We start from the raw sequence: 5,755 nt of genomic DNA on the forward strand, positions 1-5,755 counted from the left end.
GTACAATAATGAGCTTCATGTCTCATAGAATGGTTTTTGATACTCAAAGATCCATATTTGATCTAGTGCAGCTGGAGAATCATGGTCCAGCTTCTGCTGAGTCTAGGAATACAAACCTGTAAATGCGGGGGGGTCGCTATTCTTGCGAAAGCTTGTCTTTCAGGTTAGCGAACAATATTTGTTGATCATCTTCGTTCGTGGTCAACAGCATTTCATTTACATCACTTAGGAAGCCTACAAAATCAAGAACATCCCCTTGGCCAGAAGAACAACGGAAGTCTAACGCCCCTACTCCTATTAGGTTTCCAACAAGATCACAATACTCTTGAATATTCCCAATAAAATTATCGGGATCTTTCTTTGATGTTTCGCCAAGTACAAGACCTTTTTTATAGGTATTTTTATCAGAATGAGCAATAATTCTAGGGGGGTATACAATTAGCGCCTCCTAGTACAAGATATAGGGGTGAAAGAATTAAGTGATCAATCGAAAAAGAAACCAGCCCTGGAAGCAGGGCGCGATTACCCACGTATTTATCGGGAGTTCGTGGAATGGTTCCCAGACAATGAATCCTGCATTAATTATCTGGTGAAGCTACGCTGGCCTAATGGTTTTAGTTGTCCAGAATGTAATATTGTCTCAGAGCCGTGGTATCAAACTCGTGGGAGGATGGTATGTCCGAAATGTCGCCATCAAACATCCGTCACAAGAGGTACAATCTTCGATAAAACACGCCCCCCCCCTTACAACTTGGTTTGAGGCTGCCTGGCATATGACAACAGCAAAAAATGGCTTATCTGCAAAAACGTTACAACGAACTTTAGGCACAAGCTACCTTACCGCATGGAATATGCTTCACCGGTATCGTATTGCCATGGTGCGGAGTGAGCGAGAGCAGTTATCTGGTATTGTTGAGATCGATGAAAGCTTTGTGGGAGGTGTTGATCTCGGTGGAAAACGAGGGCGTGGAACTGATAAAGCTATTGTTGTAATAGCTGTTGAGATCAAAGAACCGATGGGATTTGGTCGAATTCGGATGCATCCGGAAATGAATTAGTTCCGTTTGTCTGTCATGTGGTAACACCTGGTGCTGTTGTACAAACTGATGGTTGGGGCGGCTACAATACGTTGCGACATAACGGTTATGCACACCAAAAGAAGCTACTTTCATCTAGCGCTGACCCCGCCCACGTGTCTATGCCAGGTGTTCATCGAGTTGCAAGTCTACTTAAGCGGTGGATTCTCGGTACACACCAAGGATCAGTCAGCGTTGAGCATCTGCAATCTTATTTGGAAGAATTTACTTTTCGGTTTAACCGTCGCGCGTCAAGTAGTCGTGGGTTGGTTTTTCGGAGACTACTTGAACAGGCTGTTGTTACAGAACCCATTATTGGGACAGAAATTGCTCATGGATTTGATTGGCGGCATCACAATATGTAGTAGGTGGAGGCGCTAATTGAATACCCCCCTTCAAATATTTAACCTGTAATATGTCGATCATAGTGGCAAACCCAGCGAGGATTAACAAGAGGTTAATATTGGCTAATCCTGCATAGTTAGCGCCACTTTTATCCATAACGACCTTATCAGGAAAGCCATTATTGTTAATCGTTTGTTTGAAAAATGCGGTTGCAGCCTCTTCATCACGGCGCTCAGAAAGCATGAAATCAAGCGTATCACCGTGACTATCAACAGCTCGGTATAAATAGGTCCACTGCCCCTTCACTTTGATATACGTTTCATCCATGCGCCACGATTTATTGGTTTCTCGTTTCTGAGATTTAGCTTTTACAGCAATGGCAGGAGAATAACGGATAACCCAACGATTGAGCGTAGCATGATCCACTTCAACACCTCTTTCTTCCATAATTTCTTCAAGGTCGCGATACGAAACGCCATACCTGACATAAAAGAAAACCGCGTAAAGAATGACATCCTTTGGGAATTGAGCGCCTTTAAAACTGATCATGGGTTTGTTTTATGAAAATTTAAACAGAAGGCGGCATTACCTCAGAATGTACACAAACTTGCGACAGAACCTGAGATTCCCTGCTACAGATAGAACAGGGAATAATAGTAAAATAATATAGTATGATATCATCATCATATCATATCGTATCATACTATTTTGTCAGCTCTTTTATTTTCTTATCAATCTCTTTCTCAAGAACATTGATACAGAACTTCTGCATACTATCTGGTGTCTGTTCGGCAATGTACTTTAGTTTAAGTAAATAAGGTTCAGACAATCTCAGGTTATAAACTTTAGTGACATCTTCTCTTACGCCTGCACTTTCCCAGGAATACTTTGATTTGTGTTTTGGTATTGTCTTTTCAGGTTTTGTCTTTTCATCAGCGCCGGAAAGGAACGCATCCAAATCAGGTTTATATTTTCCAGGTAGTCTGCTTTTTAATTCACTCATCACCGAATACCTCTTTGTATAATGCTTGCATTTCTTTAACAGCTTTTTGGTCTTTAGGTTTTAATTCAATGACAGCCAACCCATCTTTAGCTGCTTTTCTATAAGCAATGCGATCCCGGACTGTGACATCAGCTAAATCCAGGTTATCAAAATCATTTAACAGCTTGCCCGTATCATCGGATTCATGAACTGAAGGATTGGTGGATGAACGACTGATAATAACCTTTGCTATTAAGTCAGAGTTAAATGCTTTTGCTGTTTCAACCAGTTCCTCCATCTGGTTCAGAGTCCATATATCAAACTGTGATGGCTGGATAGGGACAAAGAGTCTTTCTGTCACTACTAACGCGGAACGTAATTCAACAGAATCACGGCCACCCGCATCAATAATAATATCCTGGTAGCGTGTTGCCAAATCCTGCACTTCCTTTGGCAAGCCTTTACCGAATTTCTGGACGCAAGCAACGCGAGGATTTATGTTTTCTTCATCCCTGCTTTGTGCCCAATAATTGGCACTACCTTGTGGGTCTGTATCAATTAATAATACATCGCGACCTGCCAAGGATCGCATCGCGGCTAAGTTTGTAGCGATGGTTGTTTTACCAGTACCGCCCTTTTCGCCACCAATTAAAATAACCATATCATTTCATCCTATGCTATATCGTATGAGTAGGGGCATAACCTCCCAGTTAAAACAGAAAAAAACAACTTAATACCTTAATAAATAAAGGTTTTTTGTCTTGTCAAAAATCCCTATTCTTTTCTTATATTATTCTTTAAATACTTATTCTTGTATTTTCCCTTTGTGGATAACTTCAACCTTCCTTAATTTTCCCCCTCTATCATCGTTCTAAAAATATCCAAAAAAGAAAGCCTAGCCCATGTTCAGTCGTTTTTCGCTCAAAAGTCACCAAAGTGTCAATTTTAGTCGAATAAAAAAATAAAAACCTTGTTATTTCAATCGCTTCTATTTTCAAATGAAATGTAGTGCCATATTATTTTTAAAAGTCATTGATTTCCCTTGGTTTTTATGAAAAAATTTCAGTATGTTTATTCGATGCACAACGACCCGAACCAAGGAAACTGGCGAGACCTATAAAACGTTTCGGCTAGTCGAATCCGAGCGAATTGATGGTAAAGTCAAGCAACACACTTTGCTTAATCTTGGCCGTTACTTTGATGTGCCTAAATCTCAGTGGAAATCATTATCAAGTCGTATTGATCAATTACTTACTGCACAGACTGACTGGCTTACCATTGATCTAGAAGAAACACTCGAAACCCTGCCGCAGTGTTATGCCACCCAAATCATTACATCCCGCAGTACAGTCCTTGACGACACCGTACAATTTGAGACAGTCGATATCGGCAATATAGAACTTGTGCGACCGCGCCGTGTTGGGGTTGAGCAAATAGCGTTACACGCGGTCAAGCAGTTAACACTGGATGACAAGTTGAAATCACTGGGGTTTAATCAACACCAGCTTGCTGCCTCCCTCAGTACCATCATTGGACGGATGGCTTCGCCTGCAAGCGAATTAGCCACGCACAGCTGGCTACAGACAAGCAGCGGCCTCGGTGAGTTAATCGACTATGACTTTGAAGGTATGGGGCTGGATCGCCTGTATCAGGTATCCGACCAATTATGGAAACACCGGGAAGCCATTGAAACCCACTTATATCAGCAAGAAAGGGATCTATTCAGCTTCAGTGAAACTATCACGCTTTATGATCTGACAAATACCTTCTTTGAAGGCGAGGCCAAAACAAACCCAAAAGCAAAAAGAGGCCGTTCCAAGGAAAAGCGTAGCGACTGCCCCTTGGTCACATTAGGCCTAGTGCTTGATGGTAGCGGCTTTCCACGTAAAAGCCAGATCTTCCCGGGTAATGCAAGTGAACCACAAACCCTGCAAATCATGCTTGAAGGACTGGAAGGACGAACGGGATCAACCGTGATACTTGATGCAGGCATTGCCAGTGAAGAAAATATCCAGTATCTCATTGAACATGGCTATAAATACATTGTTGTCTCACGCAAGCGCAATCGGGATTTTGATGAAGAAAAGGCAACCCTGATCAAAGATATTCCGGGGCAAAGCGTAAAAGTTCAAAAAGTGACTGTAGAAGAGACCGGAGAAGTTGAGCTGTACTGTCACTCGCAACTCAGGGAAAAGAAAGAACAAGCCATGCAGGATAGTTTTTCAGAAAAATATGAAACCGCACTCAACAGCCTGCATGCTGGGTTGAGCAAAAAAGGAACCACAAAAAATTATGCAAAAGTGTTAGAACGGCTGGGCCGCATAAAGGAAAAATATGCGCGTGCAGCACAGCACTATGAAGTCACGGTAGTGCCTGATGATGAAGGAGGCAAGGCCATCTCAATCAGCTGGAAACGTGTGGAAAAAGCCAACTCGCAGGCAACCCATCCCGGTGTTTATTGCTTACGCACCAACCTGACCGACTGGAATGAAGAAACGCTCTGGCGCACCTACACCATGCTAACCGACCTAGAAAGTGTTTTTCGCAGTTTGAAAAGTGAGCTAGGGCTACGCCCTATCTACCATCGAAAAGAAGAACGGGTTAATGGGCATATCTTTATCACTCTCATTGCCTATCATCTCGTTCAGACGCTTCGTTATCAACTCAAAGCTGAACATATTAATGATAGCTGGCAGACAATTCGACGGGCCATGGAAAACCAACAACGCATTACTGTTATTTTACGACGAGAAGACGGCAAGACGATTCACCTAAGGAAAGCAACGAATGCAGAGCCACGACAATCCGTCATTTATAAAGCACTGGAAATTTCAGCGCAGCCAGGGGGTGTTAAAAAAACATTGATTTAGCCTTAATTCAAAATAAAAATCTGTAGTGCCAACACCAAGGCCGTGCGTTCGTATCTTATTGTTTTTAAATAATTTGTTGTCATTAAAATCGAAAGATGGGCTAGAAAAATGCAACAACTGGATTTAATGGATTGGATAGACTCAAAGCGGGTAATTAAACAACTGCCACCAGCACAGGCAACCCAGCACCGCGCTTTCATCATTGACCAACTAAAGCCCATCATGCGAGAGTTGGAAGCCTTGAAGCTTTCCCCCTTGAGCCTATCCGAAGGACTGGCCTATTTTTCAAACCGCTATCAAGAACAAGCCCTGCAATCCATTTTAAACCCCTCTGACAGCCTTTAATTTTTTCAATGTAGATTTATCAGGTAAGCCGATAGAACGCACGAGCTGACGGCCTCAAGCGATTGGGGCTATATTTAATTTGCTTTGCGGGGGGGTAAAAGATCAAAAGCCAGTTAATTAGCAGAATATGAAAGTTT

Annotated in this window: 4 protein-coding genes and 2 pseudogenes; 3 read left to right on the plus strand and 3 right to left on the minus strand. The window is 42.3% G+C overall.

Going from position 1 to position 5,755, the window contains the following annotated elements:
- The first annotated feature begins 460 nt into the window (after positions 1 to 460).
- A pseudogene (locus tag CDZ78_RS09355) lies at positions 461 to 1,441 on the plus strand (IS1595 family transposase).
- 16 nt (positions 1,442 to 1,457) lie between these two features.
- Here CDZ78_RS09355 and CDZ78_RS09360 read toward each other — a convergent pair.
- From CDZ78_RS09360 to CDZ78_RS09370, 3 genes and pseudogenes are all read right to left on the minus strand, one after another.
- A pseudogene (locus tag CDZ78_RS09360) lies at positions 1,458 to 1,970 on the minus strand (IS6 family transposase); the annotation flags it as partial.
- Between the two features lie 154 nt (positions 1,971 to 2,124).
- Positions 2,125 to 2,424: a hypothetical protein gene (locus CDZ78_RS09365; protein ID WP_087869782.1), complete on the minus strand. Its 300-nt coding sequence runs from the start codon at positions 2,422 to 2,424 to the stop codon at positions 2,125 to 2,127.
- Positions 2,417 to 3,064 (minus strand): nucleotide-binding protein, encoded by a 648-nt coding sequence (locus CDZ78_RS09370; RefSeq protein WP_087869783.1) that lies wholly within the window; start codon positions 3,062 to 3,064, stop codon positions 2,417 to 2,419. The genes CDZ78_RS09365 and CDZ78_RS09370 overlap by 8 nt, the downstream gene beginning before the upstream one ends.
- 406 nt (positions 3,065 to 3,470) lie before the next feature.
- Here CDZ78_RS09370 and CDZ78_RS09375 point away from each other — a divergent pair, with 406 nt between their 5' ends.
- Complete coding sequence (locus tag CDZ78_RS09375) at positions 3,471 to 5,273, plus strand: IS1634 family transposase (RefSeq protein WP_087869784.1); 1,803 nt, start codon at positions 3,471 to 3,473, stop codon at positions 5,271 to 5,273.
- Positions 5,274 to 5,381: 108 nt separating this feature from the next.
- Positions 5,382 to 5,618: a hypothetical protein gene (locus CDZ78_RS09380; RefSeq protein ID WP_087869785.1), complete on the plus strand. Its 237-nt coding sequence runs from the start codon at positions 5,382 to 5,384 to the stop codon at positions 5,616 to 5,618.
- The last annotated feature ends 137 nt before the right edge of the window (positions 5,619 to 5,755 follow it).

The sequence above is a fragment of the Bathymodiolus platifrons methanotrophic gill symbiont genome (assembly GCF_002189065.1).
Classification (GTDB): domain Bacteria; phylum Pseudomonadota; class Gammaproteobacteria; order Methylococcales; family Methylomonadaceae; genus Methyloprofundus.

Excerpts from the sequence above, each read along its gene's own strand:
- CDZ78_RS09370 (WP_087869783.1), bottom strand. The coding sequence starts at position 3,064 with ATGGTTATTTTAATTGGTGGCGAAAAGGGCGGTACTGGTAAAACAACC.
- CDZ78_RS09365 (WP_087869782.1), bottom strand. The coding sequence starts at position 2,424 with ATGAGTGAATTAAAAAGCAGACTACCTGGAAAATATAAACCTGATTTG.
- CDZ78_RS09380 (WP_087869785.1), top strand. The coding sequence starts at position 5,382 with ATGCAACAACTGGATTTAATGGATTGGATAGACTCAAAGCGGGTAATT.
- CDZ78_RS09375 (WP_087869784.1), top strand. The coding sequence starts at position 3,471 with ATGTTTATTCGATGCACAACGACCCGAACCAAGGAAACTGGCGAGACC.